Source organism: Terriglobus aquaticus (assembly GCF_025685415.1).
Lineage (GTDB): Bacteria > Acidobacteriota > Terriglobia > Terriglobales > Acidobacteriaceae > Terriglobus > Terriglobus aquaticus.
The window spans coordinates 3,485,395-3,503,431 of record NZ_JAGSYB010000001.1 but is presented as its reverse complement, the minus strand read 5'-3'; the positions used below and the strand labels follow the sequence as shown (position 1 = coordinate 3,503,431).

At 64.2% G+C, this 18,037-nt stretch carries 15 protein-coding genes; 5 read left to right on the top strand and 10 right to left on the bottom strand.

The features are described from left to right. Nucleotides 1-15: 15 nt before the first annotated feature. From OHL12_RS14465 to OHL12_RS14455, 3 genes are read left to right on the top strand one after another with little or no spacing between them, the layout of a single operon-like run. Nucleotides 16-1,068, top strand: coding sequence for a UbiA family prenyltransferase (locus OHL12_RS14465; protein WP_263414524.1), 1,053 nt, complete (start codon nt 16-18; stop codon nt 1,066-1,068). Then, nucleotides 1,065-2,648, top strand: a complete 1,584-nt coding sequence (locus OHL12_RS14460; RefSeq protein WP_263414523.1) for a glycosyltransferase family 39 protein — start codon at nt 1,065-1,067, stop codon at nt 2,646-2,648. Before OHL12_RS14465 ends, OHL12_RS14460 begins: the two co-directional genes overlap by 4 nt. After that, nucleotides 2,635-4,245, top strand: a complete 1,611-nt coding sequence (locus OHL12_RS14455; RefSeq protein WP_263414522.1) for a glycosyltransferase family 39 protein — start codon at nt 2,635-2,637, stop codon at nt 4,243-4,245. The genes OHL12_RS14460 and OHL12_RS14455 overlap by 14 nt, the downstream gene beginning before the upstream one ends. Before the next feature lie 3 nt (nt 4,246-4,248). On the opposite strand, the gene OHL12_RS14450 is transcribed toward OHL12_RS14455, so the two are convergent. From OHL12_RS14450 to clpB, 3 genes are all read right to left on the bottom strand, one after another. After that, complete coding sequence (locus OHL12_RS14450; protein WP_263414521.1) at nt 4,249-5,832, bottom strand: hypothetical protein; 1,584 nt, start codon at nt 5,830-5,832, stop codon at nt 4,249-4,251. 91 nt (nt 5,833-5,923) lie between these two features. Beyond that, nucleotides 5,924-6,685, bottom strand: coding sequence for a hypothetical protein (locus OHL12_RS14445; protein ID WP_263414520.1), 762 nt, complete (start codon nt 6,683-6,685; stop codon nt 5,924-5,926). A 273-nt stretch (nt 6,686-6,958) separates the two neighbouring features. Then, nucleotides 6,959-9,619 carry an ATP-dependent chaperone ClpB gene (clpB, locus tag OHL12_RS14440; protein ID WP_263414519.1) on the bottom strand — a complete coding sequence of 887 codons (2,661 nt, stop codon included), beginning with the start codon at nt 9,617-9,619 and terminating at the stop codon, nt 6,959-6,961. Nucleotides 9,620-9,656: 37 nt separating this feature from the next. Between clpB and OHL12_RS14435 the strand changes: the two genes are divergently transcribed. Next, nucleotides 9,657-10,382, top strand: a complete 726-nt coding sequence (locus OHL12_RS14435) for a YoaK family protein (RefSeq protein WP_317889840.1) — start codon at nt 9,657-9,659, stop codon at nt 10,380-10,382. Nucleotides 10,383-10,514: 132 nt separating this feature from the next. Here OHL12_RS14435 and OHL12_RS14430 read toward each other — a convergent pair whose 3' ends face one another. The 5 genes from OHL12_RS14430 to OHL12_RS14410 all read right to left on the bottom strand — a co-directional run bounded on the left by OHL12_RS14430 (nt 10,515) and on the right by OHL12_RS14410 (nt 15,050). Beyond that, entirely contained in the window at nt 10,515-11,054 is a 540-nt protein-coding gene (locus OHL12_RS14430; RefSeq protein ID WP_263414518.1) for an Hsp20/alpha crystallin family protein, read from the bottom strand. A gap of 208 nt (nt 11,055-11,262) precedes the next feature. Continuing rightward, nucleotides 11,263-12,159 (bottom strand): hypothetical protein, encoded by an 897-nt coding sequence (locus OHL12_RS14425; protein WP_263414517.1) that lies wholly within the window; start codon nt 12,157-12,159, stop codon nt 11,263-11,265. After that, nucleotides 12,156-13,196 carry a GNAT family N-acetyltransferase gene (locus OHL12_RS14420; RefSeq protein ID WP_263414516.1) on the bottom strand — a complete coding sequence of 347 codons (1,041 nt, stop codon included), beginning with the start codon at nt 13,194-13,196 and terminating at the stop codon, nt 12,156-12,158. Before OHL12_RS14420 ends, OHL12_RS14425 begins: the two co-directional genes overlap by 4 nt. Then, entirely contained in the window at nt 13,189-14,268 is a 1,080-nt protein-coding gene (locus OHL12_RS14415; protein WP_263414515.1) for a glycosyltransferase family 4 protein, read from the bottom strand. The genes OHL12_RS14420 and OHL12_RS14415 overlap by 8 nt, the downstream gene beginning before the upstream one ends. Further along, a complete protein-coding gene (locus tag OHL12_RS14410; RefSeq protein ID WP_263414514.1) occupies nt 14,265-15,050 on the bottom strand; it encodes a PIG-L deacetylase family protein in 786 nt (261 codons plus the stop codon). Before OHL12_RS14410 ends, OHL12_RS14415 begins: the two co-directional genes overlap by 4 nt. A 365-nt stretch (nt 15,051-15,415) precedes the next feature. Here OHL12_RS14410 and OHL12_RS14405 point away from each other — a divergent pair, with 365 nt between their 5' ends. Continuing rightward, nucleotides 15,416-15,751 (top strand): DUF3861 domain-containing protein, encoded by a 336-nt coding sequence (locus OHL12_RS14405; protein WP_263414513.1) that lies wholly within the window; start codon nt 15,416-15,418, stop codon nt 15,749-15,751. A 16-nt stretch (nt 15,752-15,767) separates the two neighbouring features. Here the strand turns inward: OHL12_RS14405 and OHL12_RS14400 are convergent, their stop codons facing one another. Both OHL12_RS14400 and OHL12_RS14395 read right to left on the bottom strand, forming a co-directional pair. After that, a complete protein-coding gene (locus tag OHL12_RS14400) occupies nt 15,768-16,592 on the bottom strand; it encodes a VOC family protein (RefSeq protein WP_263414512.1) in 825 nt (274 codons plus the stop codon). Between the two features lie 172 nt (nt 16,593-16,764). Continuing rightward, entirely contained in the window at nt 16,765-17,946 is a 1,182-nt protein-coding gene (locus tag OHL12_RS14395) for an L-rhamnose/proton symporter RhaT (RefSeq protein ID WP_263414511.1), read from the bottom strand. Nucleotides 17,947-18,037: the final 91 nt, after the last annotated feature.

Sequence of the window (18,037 nt, the reverse complement as noted above, 5' to 3'; positions counted from 1 at the left end):
GCAAAGGATTCTGAGTTGAGCACGGTTCCCGCGACTCCAACCCCGTCGTTCACGCTGGCGGAACGCCTGAAGGCGCATGTGCAGATCGCGCGCCTCGATCACTCCATCAAGAACCTGTTCGTTCTGCCCGGCGTGATCGTCCCGCTCAGCACCTACCCGGCTCTTTGGTCTCCGCACCTGCTGGTCACACTGGTGGTCGCGTTTGTGGCGATCACGCTGGTGGCGTGCAGCAACTACGTAATCAACGAAGTGCTGGACGCGCCCTTTGACCGGCTGCACCCAATCAAGCGCAATCGTCCCGCGGCGCGCGGGGTCGTCCACACCGGCGCTGCCTATGTGCAGTGGATCGTCATGATGCTGCTGGGCGTCGGCATCGGCCTGACGATCAACCGCATGTTTGCGCTGATGGCGCTGGTGCTGTGGATCATGGGGTGCCTGTACAACTTTCCGCCGGTGCGCACCAAAGACGTGCCGTACCTGGACGTGCTGACGGAGAGCGTGAATAACCCGCTGCGCATGCTGCTGGGGTGGTACGCAGTGACGGCGGTGCTGGTGCCACCGGTGAGCCTGCTGGTCGCGTACTGGATGATCGGCTGCTACTTCATGGCGCTGAAACGGTTCAGCGAACTGAACGAGATTGGCGACCGCAGCGTTGCTGGCGCTTACCGTAAGAGCTTTCAGCGGTACACGCCGGAAAGCCTGCTGGTCAGTGTGCTGTTCTACGCCTCGACCGCCATGCTGTTCCTCGGCGGTTTCATCATCCGCTACCGCATTGAACTGATCTTTGGATTTCCGCTGGTGGCGTTCACCATGGCGATGTACCTGAAAATCGCGTTCAAGCCGCAGAGCGCCGTACAAAATCCTGAGAAGCTATACCGCGAACCGATGCTGATGGCTAGCTTTATCGCGACCACGCTGGTGATGGCATTGCTGCTGTTTGTGCGTATGCCATGGGTGGAACAGGTGTTTGCGCCGACACTGCCCTCGACCACGGCACCGACGACCATTGTGGTGCCGGCCGCGCCGGCACGGAACGTGATCGTTGCTCCAGTGGTGCCGGCGCAGTGAACGAAGCGAATCCGCGAGGGAATCGCGGTGGCCTGGCAGCAGCGGCTGGCGTTCTGCTGCTGACCGCCGTGCTGGGCTTGCTGTGGTCGCATGCGCGGCTGATGTGGAATGACGAGTTTCTCTCGTTCTACAGCGATTCGGTTCAGACTTTAGGCGGTGTGCTGCGGGTGCAGATGCACTCGCCCATTTCACTGGACCCGCCGACCTATCACCTGCTGAGTCATCTTTCGATGGACGTTGCGGGACGCAACGGCATGGCACTGCGGCTGCCTGCGCTGTTTGGATTCTTGCTGCTGGAGCTCTCGCTGTTTCTGCTGGTGCGGCGGCTGGCAGGGTGGCGTGCGGGCCTGATCGCAATGAGCCTGCCGCTGTGTACCGCGAGCTTCCGCTATGCGGTGGAGGGCCGTCCCTACGGTCTGTTGCTGGGGTTGTATGCGGCAGCGGTGCTGTGCTGGCTGGTGGCGGCGGAATGGGGTGAGCAGGGCCGGCCGCGCGGCGTGGCGCTGCTCGGTCTGTGGCTCAGCATTGCGCTGGCGATTACGAGTCACTACTTCGGCTTGCTGATTCTGCTGCCGGTGAGTACGGGCGAGGCGGTGCGCAGCTTGCGCCGTGGGCGGTTCGACTGGCCGGTGGTGGGAACTCTGGTTGCAGGCATGGCAAGCATCGCGCTGATCCTGCCGGGCAAGGCGGCGCTGGCGCCCTACCAGCGGCACTACTACACGAGCGCCGTCAATCTGCACAACGTGTCGCAGGGGTATCGCGAACTGTTCGTGCGCTACAACACGTGGCCGTTGCCGGCGCAAAAGGTGTGCGCGGCAATGCTGGCCGTGGCAACGTTGGCGCTGGTGTGGGCGACGGTGCGGTATGTGCGCTCAAACCCTGCCGGCGAAGAGCGGATGGGGCGCGATTTGAAGCCGGCGTTCTGGGCGGCCATGCTTGCGCTCGCGGTGCTTCCCTTCTTTGGTTACCTGTTTGGCGAATTCGTGACGCACACGATGGAGGTGCGGTACGTGATCGCCGCGCTGATTCCGTTTGCGGTCAGCTTGGCTTTGCTGCTGGAGCGCCGGTTGCGGTCGAACGGATTCTTCCTTGGAACGATCTCTGCGTTACTTGTGCTGGCGGTTGCGCTGGGAGCGATCCAGATTCGTGCGGAACAGCGCAAGAGTGATGCGATCTTGGCGGCGATGGCGGTGCCGGCGTCCCTGCATGATGAACTGGCTTCGCATCCTGGCAAGCCGCTCTACACGCAGTCGTTGGGGGACTTCTTCCTGGATGGCTACTACGCCCCGGACCCGCTGGTGCGTCAGCGCATCACGCTGTTATATGACGAGCCCACCGAAGTAAAGTGGCTCCGGCACAACACGAATGCCGTGACCGCAGTGAACCTGCAACAGTTCTCGCCATTGCACATTGCGTCCTATTCACGGATGCTGGCCGAGCCGGATGCCCTCCTGCTGAACTATCACAGCGGATGGGAGTGGATCGGGGACGACCTGCGCGCGCGTGCGACCCCGGTGCGTGCATTGAGTGATGTCGCCGGCGCGAGCCTGATGGAGTTGAATGCGGATGGCGACCGATAGATTCGGCTCGCTGCACCGCTCCACGGAACGTGGCGTATTTGCGGTGCTGCTTGTTCTGAGCGCGCTGTTGTACGCGATGTACTTCGTCCACCTGCGCGCGGACTACCCAAGTGTGTTGCCGGCGGTGGACTGGGCTCGCTACACGGACGAGGGCTGGTACGGCGGGGCCGCGTTGCACCATGCGCAGACGGGACAGTGGTTCACACCGAACGGGTTCAATCCGGCCGTAGCTCTGCCGGTGTGGCCGCTGCTGCTGCGCGCGTGGTTCGCTCTGACCGGCGTGGGCATGGTGAGCGCGCGGGTGCTGGCGGTGCTGATGTTTGGTGCGAGCAATGTGCTGCTGTATGCGCTGCTGCGCCCGCTGACTGGGCGCGTGCTGGCGGTGGCTGCGGTGCTGCTGACACTGGCCGACCCGTTCTGCTACGGATTCAACCGGCTCGCGCTTCCCGAGTCGCTGGTGAGCCTGGAGTTTTTGTTGGCGTTGTGGCTGGCGTGGCCACGTTCGACAGCACGTCGCGGATCGCTGCTGCGCAGTGGCGGTGTGGGCCTGGTGTTAACGGCCACCGTGTTGACCAAGACGACGGCTGTCCTGCTGGCACCGTCGGTGCTTTACCTGCTGTGGCAGGCAGCGAGGATTCATCGGCAGGACGATGCGGAGTTGGCCGAGGCAGCGTGGCATGGTGCGCTGCGGCGAGCGGTCGCCGATCGCTCAGCGCTGGTGCCGGTGGCCGTTGCGGCGGGCGTGGCGCTTGGTGCGTGGGCGTTGTACTTCTTGCTGCTCGTGCGGCCGCACTATGCCGCGGACTTCCACCACCTGTTCGCAGTGAACGCGGGCAAGGCGCATGGGCGCATCCTATTGCAGGTGATGGCACGCGCGGTGGGCGATGCCACGTGGATGGGCGGCCTGTTGTGGGCGCTGACGCTACTGTTGCTGGCCGCGTCGTTGCGCTACCTGCGCGAGCTGTGGCGAGTGCCGCTGTTCGGCAGCGCCGTACTGGCGCTGGTTCTGCCCATTGCTTGGATCGGCTGGCACACCTGGTTCCTGCCGCACTACTATCTCTCGTGCGTTGCGCCGATGATGATGGCGATCGCGCTCGGCGTGCATGCATTGGCTCGACGGGCGCATCGCGGCACGGCAACGCTACGGCTCCGGATGGCGCACACTGCGGCGATGCTGGTGCTGGAAGCGGCTTTCGCGATGATGCTGCTGGTGACGCTCAGCATAGCGGCTCATCCGCAGTACACGTGGTGGAGCGCGGCGCAGGACATTGCCGCGCGGATGCGAGCCGATACGCCGCAGGAGGCGAGACCGAAGCTGTTGGCGGCCTCGGCGGATGATGTGGCGCTGTTCACGGGTGTGCAAGGCGCCAATCCGGAGTGGCCGATCGGCGGCCTGCCCGCCCTCGTGGCGCAGGAGAAGCCAGCCTGGTACGGCGGATACCTGTCGTGGGACGCGAAGCGGATCGCGGAGATGCAACGGCTGGTTCCGCTGCGGGAGGTAGCCCGGTACCGCATCCAGCCCGACCCCGATCACCAGGTGTTTGTGCTGTATCGGGTAGTCAGACCAGAGAGTGCCGCAGCGCCCGCGCAGCGTTAGACCTCAGTCGATCTGCGCGTGTAGTGCTGTGGCGACCGCGGCAGAGTTGCACGCTCCGTTACGGCGCAACCAGACATTCAGGTGTGTGCTGGAGCGCCATGCAATGTCGAGCAGACCGCCGCGATGGTCGCGCGGCGTGGTCGGCAGCAGGACGAGGCTGTACCGTTGCGCAATCTCAGGTGTGTAGAAGAGTTGGTCTGCCATGACGGTGTAGCTGACGATGATGTCTGGCGCTGCCTGCAGAGCGAACGCCGCGGGAATGCCACCCTTGGGCGAGCCGTTGCGCAGCGGTTGAAAGCGCAACGCGGCAGGCGACGCGATGCCAAAGCCGTCGAGCAGTTCGCCCGGAAAGCTCCAGCCAAGGCCGCCGATCTCAGAGGCCAGCACGCGCGCGTCTGGACAGGTCTGTTGCAGCACGCGGCCGACCTGCAGGTACTCCTGCACGCGGACGTAGTCGCCACCGTCGATCCAGCTCTTCTGGGCCACGGTCGGCGTGATGGCACCCCGGAGATAGCGCGGCAGGGCCCGCGCCGCCGGCGCGAGCAGCCAACCGAGCAGCACGCATTGCGCAGTCGCGAATGCCAGGCGAGTGCTGGCGCCAAACCATGCTGTGTCAGGCAGGAGGAGCAGAACACCAAGCGCGAGCGGCAACAGGTACAGCGGCCGATACCAATCGAAGAGAACTGTGCGCCTTGCAATGTACTCGACCACAATGAGAATGCCGCTGAGGACAGCCGCAGGCGGCAGCAGGTTCTGCCATGCAGGGCGAGTGGCGCGCGAGCGCCAGAACAGGCTGATCGTTATCGCAACCAGAACGCACAACAGCAGGACTTCCACACCGTCGCGCACGCGGAAGCCTACAAACTGCTTGGCCGTTTGCGCGAGCGTGAAGTCGTAGGAGATCTGCTTGGCGCGCATGCTGTTGGGCAGCAAGACGTGGAACTGCGCGAGAGTCCATCCGGCCATCAGCAGAACGATGCAGAGGCTCTCCAGTGCTGCGACGCGGTGCCGGCGCGACCACAGCAGCGTAACGAGCGTGGCAACAAACCACACGGGCAGAAGCTCCAGGCGCGCGACTGCGGCCATGGCGAGCACGGGGAGTGCAAGGCCGAGCCCGGCTTGCGCCGCGCGCCACGATGCCAGCAACAGCACCATGGCCAGCGGTGTTTCCATCTGCCCGACAGAACTGGGCAGAAGAAGAGCGCCCGTGCACACCGCCGCAAGTGCTCCGGCCGCGGAACACACTGCCTCGCTTTGCAAGGCAAAGTGGCGACGGGCGATGCTGAAAGCAAGCACGCACGCGCCCCAGAAGAGCAATGCCTCCAACACAGGCAATACGGACGGACGGGCGGTGACGTGCAGCGCAGCCATCAGCAGCGTCCACAGCGGAGACGAAGTCGCCATTACGCGCTCGTTGGTGTTGAACCAGGCATGCCCGGTCGCAAGCAGATTGCGCGCGATGCGGAGATGAATCCACGTGTCGTCAAAGCCCATGTCGCCAAGGCGAAGATGCAGCCACAAGCTAAAGGCGAGACCAAGTGCGCCGAGTGCGATCCAGGGCCAACTAACTCGACGCGTTTCGTTCATGCCTCTTCAGCATAGCGGCTCTACCCTGGCCTCGATATACCGAGAAAGCGTCACGGCGGGTGCCCTATTCGCAGGCCACAGCCGCCGAGTGCTACTGCTTCGACAAAGTAATTGCGAGTGAGTTTGCAGAGCTAAACATAATCGTAGAACTGGTGCCGACAGTTGAGGGTGGCGCCACTGGTTTGCAATCCTGCCCAAGGTATAAGACCGAGGCATTCACGCGAGTGCCATCCGGAAGCTCTGACAGCAACACTTCGACATTGGAGTCAGCCGATGATAAGGGCCCTCCTGGTGAAAGACTGGCACCTGACCGAACTGCTTTGATCGGCAGTTGCGTGCTGCACGCGCTTAACTTGAGGTTGATACTGCCACTCACAACGGATTGGCCGTTGACGTCTGGATCCGTTTCAGTGAAGGTTGCGTCGGCAGTGCCCAACGCGACCGGTAGGCGGGTGATTGCGTCCAGGCTGCTGACACCACCACTGAAGCTGCCCGAGATGGGCTCGAACAGAAGCCCCTGAATCGTTCCGGTGGTAGCACAGGAGCCGGTCAGCTTAGTCGTCCCCTTGGATGTAACATGCGGGTCCGGTGCGATATCAACTTCCATCTGCAAGGCGCCGCCATCCGGCAGAGGATCGGAGCTGAGGCTCAGATGGCGCGCAGCGTTGAACGTGCCGTGAAGCGACACAGCTTGCGGACGGGCGCACTGGAGTGACCCGGATGCGATGGCCGAGACCTGGATTCGCCCAGCGCCCGTCACCTGGGTTCCGTTGGTCACCAGTGCGCCCTGGAACGAAGCCCCCGGAACAACCGGGATTGTGCCGCTGCCGACCGGCACGACGACATAGGGCAAGAAGCTCCAACGACCGTCAATCGGCAGGTTGGTAACTGTTGCTGTTTGCGTAGGCGGAACGGCGATCGGAGTAGCGGAATCCGTTGCGGGTGCGGAACCGCAACCGGTCAGCAGCAAAGGCAGAGAAGCGAGTGCACACAGCACCGCAAGAGAACAGCGTTGCATTCGTATTTCCTTGTATGCGCAACACCATACCATTCCGGTCGAGGCTAGCAAAAAAGAAAGCCCACGCTAACTTCAGCGTGGGCTCGAGACAGTGCGGAACGTAAGCGGTTACGCGCTCACGGGTTCGGCTGCGTTGCTCGCGGCGGCTGGCTGCGCGCCGGGGTGACTGGCCGTGAAGGTCAGCTTGTCCCCGGTGGCATCGATCTGCACGTGGTCGCCATTGCGGATCTCGCCGCTCAGGATGCGCATGGCCAGCGGGTCCTGCAGGAGGCGCTGGATTGCGCGCTTCAGCGGACGCGCGCCGTAGGCACGGTCGTAGCCTGCCCGGAAGAGCAGCGTGCGTGCCGCGTCGGTCAGCGAAATGCTGATCTTGCGATCGCGCAGCAGCTTCTCCAAGTCGTGCAGGCGCAGGTCGACGATGTGCGTCAACTGCTCCTCACCCAGCGGATGGAAGACGACGATGTCGTCCACGCGGTTCAGGAACTCCGGCCGGAAGTGCTTCTTCAGGTCGTCCAGAACGCGTGTCTTCGCATCGTTGAAGCCCTCCTCGCCACTGGCCCACGCCGTCGTCAGGTTTTGCGCGCCGATGTTCGAGGTCATGATCAGCACCGTGTTCTTGAAGTCCACGGTGCGACCTTTCGAGTCGGTCAGGCGGCCGTCATCGAGCACTTGCAGCAGCACGTTGAACACGTCCGGGTGAGCCTTTTCGATTTCGTCGAAGAGGATCACGGCGTACGGCCGGCGGCGCACCGCCTCGGTAAGCTGACCGCCCTCGTCAAAGCCGACGTAGCCCGGAGGCGCGCCGATGAGGCGTGCGACCGCGTGCTTCTCCATGTACTCCGACATGTCGATGCGCACCATCGCCTGTTCGTCGTCGAAGAGGAACTCGGCGAGAGCACGCGCGGTCTCGGTCTTACCCACGCCCGTGGGCCCCAGGAAGATGAAGCTGCCGATGGGGCGCTTGGGATCGCTGAGGCCAGCGCGCGAGCGGCGGATGGCGTTAGCGACGACCTCCAGCGCTGCGTCCTGACCGATGACGCGCTCCTGCAGTCGCTTCTCCATCTGGACAAGCTTCTGCACTTCGCCTTCGAGCATCTTCGAGACGGGAATGCCGGTCCAGCGCGAGACGATTTCGGCGATGTCCTCTTCCTCGACTTCCTCCTTGAGCATGCGGTGTGCGGCGCCGGACTTCAGAGCGTCCTGCTCGGCCTCCAGCTCGCGAAGTTCGCGCTCGGCACGCGGCAGTTCGCCGTACTGGATCTCCGCTGCGCGCTGCAGATTGCCGCGGCGCGTCTGGTCGTCCATCTCGAAGCGCAGTTGCTCGACCGTCTTCTTCAGCTCGGTGACTTTGCCGATGGCGTCGCGTTCGCGCTGCCAGCGGGCACGCAAGCCGCTTGCCTTTTCCTTCAGCTCGGCCAGTTCACGCTCGACCGTTTCGAGGCGGTCCTTCGAGTTCTCGTCTTCCTCACGGCGCAGCGCGGTCGCTTCGATTTCGAGCGACATCGCGCGCCGATCGAGGGCGTCGATCTCCTCCGGCACGCTGCCAATCTGGATCGCGAGCGCGGCCGCGGCTTCATCGACCAGGTCGATCGCCTTATCGGGCAGGAAGCGGTCCGAGATGTAGCGGTGCGATAGCTCCGCCGCGGCGATGATGGCCGAGTCCTTGATGCGGACGTTGTGGTGCGCCTCGTACTTCTCCTTCAGGCCGCGAAGGATGTTGATCGTGTCCTCGACGTTGGGTTCGCCCACGTACACCTGCTGGAAGCGGCGTTCGAGCGCGGCGTCCTTTTCGATGTACCTGCGGAACTCGTTCAGCGTGGTCGCGCCGATGGCACGCAGTTCGCCGCGCGCGAGTGCCGGCTTGAGCATGTTGCTCGCGTCGATCGCGCCCTCGGACGCGCCTGCGCCAACGAGCGTGTGCAGTTCGTCGATGAATAGGATGATCTCGCCGTGCGAATCCTCGATTTCCTTCAACACAGCTTTCAAGCGCTCTTCGAACTCGCCGCGGAACTTGGCACCGGCGAGCATGCTGGCCAGGTCAAGCGAGATGACGCGCTTGTCCTTCAGCGACTCGGGCACGTCACCGCTGACGATCCGGCGTGCCAGGCCTTCCACAATCGCGGTCTTACCCACGCCGGGTTCGCCGATCAGCACCGGGTTGTTCTTGGTGCGGCGGCTCAGCACCTGGACGACGCGTCGGATCTCTTCGTCGCGACCGATCACGGGGTCAAGCCGGCCTTCGCGGGCCTGCTTGGTCACGTCCTTCGCGTACTTTTCCAGCGCCTGGAACTTGCCCTCAGGATTCTGGTCGGTCACACGCTGCGTTCCGCGGACGGCAGTCAGCGCGCGCAGGATGGCGTCGTGCGTAGCGCCGACGGCGGCAAGCGCGGCCTGCACCGGCTCATTGCGCTGCTGCGAGAGCGCGAGCAGGAGGTGCTCGGTCGAGACGAACTCGTCCTTGAAGTTGTCGGCCTCTTTGAAGGCCTGTTCCAGCACGCGGTTGAACCCCGCGCCCGCGTTGGGCTGCTGGTTCGAGCCCTGCACCTTCGGCAGCTTGCCGATGGCGGCGTTGACGGTGCTCAGCAGTTGCTGCGCGGGCACCTGCATCTTTTCGAGCACGGGCAGAACGATGCCTTCGCGATCTTCAAGAAGCGCCGCGAGCAGGTGCATGGGCTGCACCTCCGGGTTGCCGTGTTCGGCCGCCATCTGCGCAGCGGCCTGGATGGCCTCCTGCGACTTGACGGTCAGTTTGTCCCATTTGATTGCCATTGTTTACTCCTGAACTTCAGATCTCATCCAAACTTGAATCGCTGCCGCCGCCCAACCCGCACCTGTTCCGGGATTCGCCGGAAAGCCGCCTGAGACGCTGCCGGAGACACCTCGCACTGTTGCGGCGGCAACCCTGCTGGCGGCCAGTGGCGGTCTGCTGGATGCGGTGGTCTGGTTGCTCCACGGCCATGTGTTCGCCAACGCTATGACAGGCAACGTGGTGCTGCTCGCGATCGCCCTGGTCAGCCACGACTACGCCCAGGTAATGCGGCATGTAACGCCGCTGGGAGCGTTCGTGCTGGGTGTGTCGCTCGGCAAATATGTGCTGCAGTACCATTCGGCCTCGGCGTTGCGGCTTGCCCTGCTGATTGAGATGGCCGGACTTGCCATCGCGGGCGCTCCCCTGCACCTGCCTTCGAAGGCTGTTGTCGGCCTGGTCGCGTTGACAGCGGCCCTGCAGATCACAGCGTTTCGCCGCTTGGGCAATGTGGCCTATAACACCACGTTTGTCACCGGCAACCTGCGTGCCGTGTTTGACGGCGCATTCGACATGCTCTTCCCGGTAGAACCGCGCGTGCAGATTCGGAAGAGAGGCCGCCGTATGTTCCGCGATCTTGGCGTAATCTGCCTAGGCTTCCTGGCCGGAGCGGTTCTGGGCGCGTGGTGTGCCCCGCGCTTCGGGGATCGCAGCTTCTGGATTGCCGATCTGCTGCTGCTGGCAGCCGGCCTGCTGATTCGTGAGAGCCTCGCTCCCACGGTTTAGGAGAAAGGGCTGCCGAGTCTGGCTCAGGCAGCCCCCGCGCTGCACGGCGGCCGGGCACTGATCAGGGAAGCCTCGCTGCATTCCCTGCTGCGGCCCGGACCGGCCGGCGCACTGATTTCGCCCCGACTCCGCTTAGGCCTGAGCCGGACGGACTTCGGCGTTCTGCTGGCTGGCGGGCTGGTTGACCTCGCCTTCCATGGTCTTGCCCTGCGCGGAGCCCTGCTCGATGGCCGGCGTCGCCACGTTGACCTTGATCTGCTTAGGCTGGGCGGCAGCCTTCTTGGGCAACTCCACCGTCAGCACGCCGTGTTCGGAGTGAGCGCTCACCTGTTCGGTGTCGACCGTCTGCGGCAGGGTGAAGCTGCGGACGAACGAACCGAAGCGGCGCTCGATGCGGTGGTAGTTTTCCTGCTTCAGGTCGGTCTGGGCCTTGCGCTCGCCTTCGATGCTCAGCGTGTTGTTTTCCACGCGGATATTCAGGTTCTCAGGCGCGATGCCGGGCGTTTCCAGCGTGAGGACGATTTTGCTTGCGTCCTCGTACACGTCAACGGCTGGAACAAAGCTGCCGGTGACCTCGGGACGGGCGAAGTCCTGGAACAGGCTGTTGAGCAAACGGTTCTGGATGGCGCTGGTGGCGTCGTGGACGGGGACGAAACGGCGGGTGATGGTCATGGCGAACCTCCTTTGATCTCTGCCGACTCACATCGGCTCACTTCATCTGACGCAGATCATAGCAGGAAGGATGCAGGAATAGTGAGTGCTTCGCACTCATATTTGTAAAAAGAACGTGCGCGTCGGCGAAAGTCGCAGACGCGCTCCGACGCGCGCTTCCCGGCAAGACGGAAGAGCCGTCCGAGGTGACTTGCAAATGCGTTCTAAGTTACGACGGGAGAGCAAGTTCGGCTCGGTCGTAGAGCGTGGGGCGAGACCTTGCCCAGTGCTCAGCGAGCCAGTCGTCCGCCGGGCGATCGAAGTAGTCCCATGGAATGTGGCGGGCGTTCATCCCGATGAAATGCGCGCCGCAGGTGCCGAAGTTGGGCGTTTTGGGCCAGAACGGCGACGAGAGATTCACCTCGGCGAGGCGGACGAGGTGGAGGGTGCCGCCGTGGAGTTCGGGCAGGCGGGCCATGGCGGCGGCCTGCAGACCCTGCTCCTCAATCTCGCCAGAAAGGTCGAGCGGCTTGCAGGTGAGGCGGCGTGCGTCGCTGTCGGCCTGCGTTAGCGCTAATGTGAGCGCCTGGCCGAGGTCGATGCCGGGCGGCAGGCCTCGGACACCGGCGTTGAGGCCGCGGACGCCGAGGGTCTTTATGGCGGAGTCGAGTTGCGGGTCGAAGGCGCCGAAACAGCGGTCGGCGTCTTCGGCGAAGAGGTACGAGGCCGGCTCGGACAGCCACTGCCGCATGCCGGCGGGCAGGTCCCAGAGGATCACGTCGTTGTCGATGGCGAGTTCGTATCGGTCGGGGAAGGTGCGGAGCGGAGCGAGCTTCCAGCCCATGCCTTCGATGTAGCCGTGCTCCCCATTGCCAAGCCAGGTCGCTAGCTGCGGGGCGAGGTCGGCGCGCGTGACGGCCTGCCACTGCACGTGGTCGGGAACGGAGCCGGTGCGGCGCCGGGCTTCTTCTACGGTGAGTTCGTTGACGCAGACGAGGTATTCCGCTTCGGGGCCGAAGAGCCGCGTTGCGCAGTGGATGGAGAGGCGCAGCATCTCAAAGCCGCGATCGCGGACGCTGCCGATGGTCCAGCGGACGGCGAGACGGTCGGCGTTGGGGACGTTCATGCGCGCTCCGGGCGAAAGGTGAGGGCGACCGTGGGGCGTTCGGCGACGTGCCAGAGTTGCTTGTAGGACTCGCCGCCGCGGAGCATGTCGACTGTGGTGAAGCCTTCACGGGCGGCATGGTCGATGAGCAGCGCGAGAAGGACGGTGCCGGGGCGCAGGTCGCGGTGCTGGAGCGAGAAGGCCGGAAGGTAGAGATAGAGGGTACGGTTGGGCTGGCCGTTCGCGTCGGCTTTGCCGGGATCGTCGGCCAAGGCGTACATGAGACCGAGCGGGTCACCATTGCGAGTGAGGGTCGCCAGGCGGAGCAGGCCAGCGGCGGCGAGATGTGGCAGGGCTTCGCGGTGCCAGGCGAGAACGCTGAGGTCGTCGAGCACGCCGGGTTCGCCGCGCTCCTGCCAGCGGGCGCCGTGGAGCCGGACGAGTTGTTCGAAATGCTCGAGGCAGTCGGCTTCCGTAGCGAAAGTGAGTTCCAAGGTAGCGTCGCGTTCGGCGCGGTTGCGGTAGTACATGGCGTTGCGTCGGATCTTGGTGGGCAGGTCGGCGAGTGCAAGCGCCGGCATGATCGAAGTGGGTTCGGCAGCGGACTCGGCAGCACCAAGGTGTTGGAGTGCTCGGGTGAGCAGGGACTCGGGGCGCAGCTGAACGGCGTCGAGAGTGTCGAAGCCGGGTTCTGCGAGCAGGGCCTGCAGTCCCGCCATTACGTCTTCAACGGTGCAATCGGACGCAAACAGGCCGTCGAGATAGTCGCTGGTTCCGGCACCAATCAGAAGGAGCTTACGCGGGCCGCCGTCCGGCTCAGGGTAGAGGTAGAACGGCAGAAAGGCGACGGGCTGTTCGGCGACGGAGACGACGACGGCGCGCAGATCCGGCTGGCCGAACTGATGCCACCAGGGAAGAAGCCAGGTCGGGTGCTGAAAGGGCGTGCGGTTCGGGTCGGATTGCCACAGCGCCGTCCACGCGGGGAGGAACGCTTCGAGGTCGGAGGTGGTGCGGAGCAGCCGAACGGTGCGCGACCCCTGGCCGGATGGCTCAGGCATAGCGTGGATGCGCCATGCTGCCCTGCTCCAGGATGCGGGTGTAGAGGTCAAGGTAGCCGCGGGTCATGGCCTGCAGCGAGAAGCGCTGCTCGGCAGCACGACGGCAGGCGTTGCGGTCGAGCGTGTCCACCTCCGCGATGCGGTCGCCCATCTCAGCGACGTTGTTGACCAGAAAGCCCGTGACGCCGTGTTCGATGATGTCGGGCAGAGCGCCGGAACGGTAGGCGATGACCGGGGTGCCGGCGGCGAGCGCCTCCATGGTGACAAGCGAGCTGGTCTCTGGAGCGAGCGTGGGGTGCAGAAGGCAGCGCGCGGCGGCGAGCAGATGTTGCTTCCGGCGCGGAGGCAGCGGGCCGAGGAAGCGGTGCTGGTTTCGCATGCGCCCGTTGCCGCGCAGCGCAGGACGGAACAGAGATCGCTCGTATTCAAGGTGAGTGCTGTAGGGGAACGTCTGACCGCCGACGCGTACAGGAACGTTTGCAATGGTGCCGGCCGACAGGGCCTCGTGCAGGTTCTTTTCCGGGCAGATGCGGCCCAGTGCCAGCGCGAAGCGCCGGGAGCGTGCGCGCGGGTCGTACGACGGCAGAGCGACACCGTTTTCAACCACGGCGGCATCGCGGTCAGGGCACGTCTGCCGCTGGTGGGTGGAGACGCACTGGAAGTGGAGATTGCGGCCACGCTTGTCCCACACCGTGGACGGGTACCACGCGATGGGCATGTGCAGGGTGACCAGGACGGGCAGGTTTGCCGGCAGGCGGTAGTGGTGCCAGTCCAGGCCGTGCATGTGAACCAGGTCGAACCGCTCGGAGTTGAGGGCGCGGTCGATGGCGCCCTGGTAGCGGCTTTGCCAGAAGCGGCGGTCCGAGTCAGTGGAGTCGAGCCGGCCATGGGGAACGGGCGCGCTGTAGAGGTGGCCGGCAGAGCGAGAACCTTCGCAGGCAACGACGGACGAGCTATGCCCCGCGGCGACCAGCGCGCGATCCAGGTCGGTGAGCACCTGCTCTGCCCCACCGCAGGTACGTGGACCGACGGGGGCGTAGGGGTACGCGATGTGAAGGATGCGGAGGCTCATTCGGCAAAGCTCGTGACTGCGTTGGATTGCCTCGGGGCGCCAGACGCTGCCTGGGGCTGCAGGGCTTCGGCGGCCAGCGCGGAAAAGCGGGCGGCAGTCAGGCCGGGAACAAAGGATTCGTAAAAGGCCGGCCCGGGCGCGGCTGGGTTGGTGAAGTCGTAAACGGGCGCGATGCGGAAACGCTCTTCGCGCACGGCCACCGGGAAGTTGGCGAGCACGTCACGCTGCGTCTGAAAGGCGGCAAAGGCGGCCTGCTTGCTTTGTTGCTGGGACGCAGAGAGAGGAAGTGTGAGGATGGTCCCGGGCTCTTCGTGCAGGAAGCTGCCTGTGTGCATGGTGCCGTCTGCATTACTGAAGTAGAACGGGCTCTCGAGAATGACGGGGCGGTTTTCCGGAAGCGCGGCTACAGCGGTGTGGACGGCGAAGGCGCAGGCGTCGTGGTCAGGGTGGCCACCTTCGTAGGGGTGAGTGAAGATGTAGTCCGGGGGCTCCGCCGCGACCAGCTGCGCGATCTGGTCCGTGAGGTCTGGCAGGTGGAACGCCGCCTCCTTGTCAGGGAGGTTGAGGCAGCGATGACGCGCTTCCGGCAGGCCAGCGGCGGCAAAGGCGGCGCGCAGCTCCAAGGCGCGGGTGGCCCGGTACTCATCGCGCGACAAGCCAAGGCGATTGCCGTCGGCGTTATCCGCCGGCGCTCCATTGGTGACTTGCAGGAAGAGCGCTTGGCGGAAGAGCGAAAGATGGCCGCCGACTGCGATCATTTCGTCGTCGGGGTGGGCGTACACGAAGATAACGCGCGGCGGCTGAGGCGAACGCAGCTTAGCGAATACGTGTTGGAGCGGCTCTGGTGGCAAGTGATCGATCCCGCGCCCCGGACCGGAGCAATGGTTGAGGAGATGCCGCGATCGAGTGGTGCTTTGCCTCTGGCGGAGGCGCCACCTCCGCCATCACGCGATTTGGTTGGAGTGCGTGCCCCTGATACCTTCTGAGCATCGGATGTTTGTGCCGCCGCGGTGCAGTCGCTGGCGCAAACCGTAAGCGTTCACGTAAACCAACGCCTCACCCGCGCCGTTGCGTCTGTCAGCAGCGGCATGCCGGGACAGGCGCCGGTTTGCGGCTCCGTTCCCGCCCTGAACTAACGGAGAACACGATGGCACTCTTTCGCATCACTGTGGAACGAATTGACGGCCCGCTGGATAGCGGGCACGACCTGCTCAGCTTCGAAGCCAAGAATCACGACGACATCCTGGCGATTGCAAGCCGGGCACGACACCTGCCCGGGATGGAACCGGACGAAACCGCCGCGCTGGCGATCGGCATGAAGCTGTTTGGCGAGGTGATGCTGAAGTACCGGAAGCAGTCGCCCTTTGCCGAGCTGATGCCGCACTTTCGCGAGTTCATCAGTGACTTCAAGGCAGCGGTACGCGCTGCGGTGCCGACGGTTGGCGAGCCGTTGCACCCTCAACAGGACCCGCCGAGGGCCTAGTGGCTCAGAAACTGAGTTAGAGCTTCTCGCTGGTGAAGACCAGAAGGTTGCCGTCTGGATCGTGCGTGAGGACGCGTTCGTTTCGGACGGTAGCTTCGATACCGAGTTGCTGAAGGCGGAGAAGGGTCGACTTGGCGGAGGCGACCTGGAAGATCAGCGCCAGTCGTTCCGGCGCGCTGCTAGAGCGGAAGCCGAAGTAGGCGTCGTGCAGGCCCGGTGGTGAGGTGAGGACTGCGCCTTCGCGTGTGCCGCTGTTCGTGAAGTTCATGCGCTGCATGAAGTACTGCGCCGCGGCTTTTGGATCCTGCATGGGGACGACCGCGCCGACCATGTGGGTGCTGACGCGGTCGGCGCCGAGGTCCTTGCCGAAGTCGTTCGAGTGGCGTGAGCCGGGCTGGTATTCGGTGATCTCTTCGGTCTGGTCTTCGGGGCCCTTCCAGGCCATGAGCAGGTTGCCGGCGCCGGCCTTCTTCACCGGCGGCGCGACAATGCCGTTGGCGGTGTAGGTGGGGTAGAGCCCGGGCAGGTTTTGCGCCTCGAAGCAGACGTGGAGGAAAGCTGGGGCGTGCGCGGCATCGCCGGGATAGAGCTCGATGTACTGGCGGTCGTCGATCTTGATAAAGGCTTCGGTGACTTCGCCATTTTTGCCGGTCAGAGTGAAGGGCTGCGCGTAGCCGAGCTTCGCGTAGAAGGCGCGGGAGGCGTCGAGGTTTGCGACGCGAATGGCGACGTGGGCGATGCCGGTGAGCTTAGGCGGGAGAGCGGCGTTGGTGCTGACAACCGGCGCTGGCGGTGTTTGGGCCAACGGTGCTTGGGCGAGGACGGTGGCCGAAGCGAGCACGATTAGTGATTGAAGGAGCCGGGTTAATTTAGAGCGTCGTTGCTGCATATGCTTGCCGTCCTCTTACGTTCTTGCTGAAGCGGATCAAACAGATCTTCCCTACGCTCAGGATGACACTGCATGGTGTTCGTTGGAGTGAGACTGCCGTAGGCGGTCTTAGATCAGCCGATGTTTAGCGAGACGCGGTGGTGGTCGTGGAAGACGGCTGTTGCGATTGCAGGTAGTTTCCGTAGCCGACGATGAGCGTGGAGCCGATGAGCAGGGTTAGGCCGGCGGTGACAAGTGCCTTGGTGCGCGTGCTGGTGCCGCGCCATTCTTTCAGGGCGAGTCCCCACAGCGTGGCGAAGATGATGATCGAGGCCATGTGGAGTGTCCAGGAGCTGAAGTCGTACTTGCCCATCTGCGTTTGACCGAGCGAGTAGAAGAAGAACTGGAAGTACCAGATGACGCCGGCCATGGCGGCGAAGATGTAGTTCTTCACGAGTACGCCGGGAGCGATGCGCTGGGCGAACTCCATGGGATCGATGTCCTGCAGGGTCGCACCGGTCTCGTGCGCGGCGCGCATGGGATTGGCGCCGGGTTCGCCGCCAAACTGCGCGGCCGAGCGGTTGCGCGCGATGAGGATGCAGGACCAGACAAAGTTCGTGGCGAAACCTCCCCAGAGGACGACGATGAGGATCGGCAGGTTTTGCCAGAGCGGCAGGTGGCCGGTGCGGATGAGCTCGGCCTTGGCGACGTCGCCAATGGGCGCGCCGGCCTTGAGGCCGAAGGCGAAGAAGGAACTCATGATGCCGGCGCCGATGGCGATGAGCAGGCCCTTGAGCAGCGAGAACTCAGATTCGCCGATCTCGATCTTTTCGGTGGGGGTGATCTCGTTTTCTTTGGACCAGCCGGCGAAGCCGTTGACCGCCACGGCGAGCACGCAGACCGCGACGCCAAGCAGCACTACCTGTCCGGAGCGGGCGTGCATAATTGCGTGAATCTCGCCCGTGTAGATGGGCGGGATGAGCGTGCCGAACGCGGTGCAGAGGCCGAGAGCGATGGCGTAACCCAAGGCGATGCCGAGGTAACGGACGGCGAGGCCGAAGGTGAGGCCGCCAACGCCCCACAGCGCGCCCATGAGGATGGCGTAGCCGACTGCCGAGCGCGGCGAGGTGGCGAGGACGTGCCAGAGATTCGGCACCAGCAGCGACGCCATGATGAGCGGAGCGACGATCCAGGCGGCAAAGCCCTGGACGATCCAATAGATCTCCCACGACCAGCGCTTGATGCCGCGGAACGGGATGAAGTTGGTGGCCGAGGCGAAGCCGCCAATCCAGTGATAGAGGATCCCAAGAAACGGATTTGTGCCCAAGCGTTTTTGCCTCAGTGGAGGGGTGCGGTCTACCGTTACAGCAGGCGCAACCACTGTACCGGAAGCGAATTGCGTTTGGGAAATATACTCT

Coding starts and splice junctions, on each gene's coding strand:
- OHL12_RS14430 (WP_263414518.1), bottom strand. CDS start 11,054: ATGACCATCACCCGCCGTTTCGTCCCCGTCCACGACGCCACCAGCGCC.
- clpB (WP_263414519.1), bottom strand. CDS start 9,619: ATGGCAATCAAATGGGACAAACTGACCGTCAAGTCGCAGGAGGCCATC.
- OHL12_RS14415 (WP_263414515.1), bottom strand. CDS start 14,268: ATGAGCCTCCGCATCCTTCACATCGCGTACCCCTACGCCCCCGTCGGT.
- OHL12_RS14425 (WP_263414517.1), bottom strand. CDS start 12,159: ATGAACGTCCCCAACGCCGACCGTCTCGCCGTCCGCTGGACCATCGGC.
- OHL12_RS14455 (WP_263414522.1), top strand. CDS start 2,635: ATGGCGACCGATAGATTCGGCTCGCTGCACCGCTCCACGGAACGTGGC.
- OHL12_RS14420 (WP_263414516.1), bottom strand. CDS start 13,196: ATGCCTGAGCCATCCGGCCAGGGGTCGCGCACCGTTCGGCTGCTCCGC.
- OHL12_RS14450 (WP_263414521.1), bottom strand. CDS start 5,832: ATGAACGAAACGCGTCGAGTTAGTTGGCCCTGGATCGCACTCGGCGCA.
- OHL12_RS14405 (WP_263414513.1), top strand. CDS start 15,416: ATGGCACTCTTTCGCATCACTGTGGAACGAATTGACGGCCCGCTGGAT.